Genomic DNA, 585 nt, shown 5'->3' with positions numbered 1-585 from the left:
TTTTCATCGGTAAATAAATTTTGACGTATTGTACCATCAAATAATTGTTGAGATTGTAGCAAGACATTTAACGATTCAAACTTATCTTTGTCATCTATTTCAAACATATCCATATTTTCGAAACGAACAGAGCCACTATCTAATTGATATAACCCTGCCATAATTTGTAGTAATGTACTTTTTCCTGAACCTGAAGGACCCACAATCGCAATCTTTTCGCCTCTATTAACATTAAAATTAATATCCGACAACACATACGTTTGCTGATTCCAATACTTAAAACTAGCATCCTTAACTTCATAAATGTTCGTTGCATCATACTTATCATTAAGACGTTTTTTTCCATTAGTAGAAGGTACAGATATCACTTCATTAATATCGTGCAATGCTTGGTCAGTATCCGCTTTATAATACGCGACATTTGTCATTGGTACAGCTTGTTCAAATAAAGTTAAGATCATTAAAACTATACTCGTCATATAAATAATATTTAGTTGGCCTGCATTAATTTGAATTAATCCTAGAACTAAACTACCAAAAATCGAAAGCATAGCAATAATATTTAATATAAAATCATAAATCGTT

The 585-nt window shown here is 30.4% G+C and carries 1 protein-coding gene; it reads right to left on the bottom strand.

All coding sequences use genetic code 11. The features are described 5' to 3' along the window. Positions 1-585 (bottom strand): ATP-binding cassette domain-containing protein (locus IDG60_RS27000; RefSeq protein WP_206160328.1); only part of this gene is annotated, 585 nt, incomplete at both ends.

The organism is Staphylococcus sp. EG-SA-2, assembly GCF_017152085.1.
The sequence above is the reverse complement of the archived record's forward strand: the minus strand, read 5'-3'. Positions and strand labels throughout refer to the sequence as shown.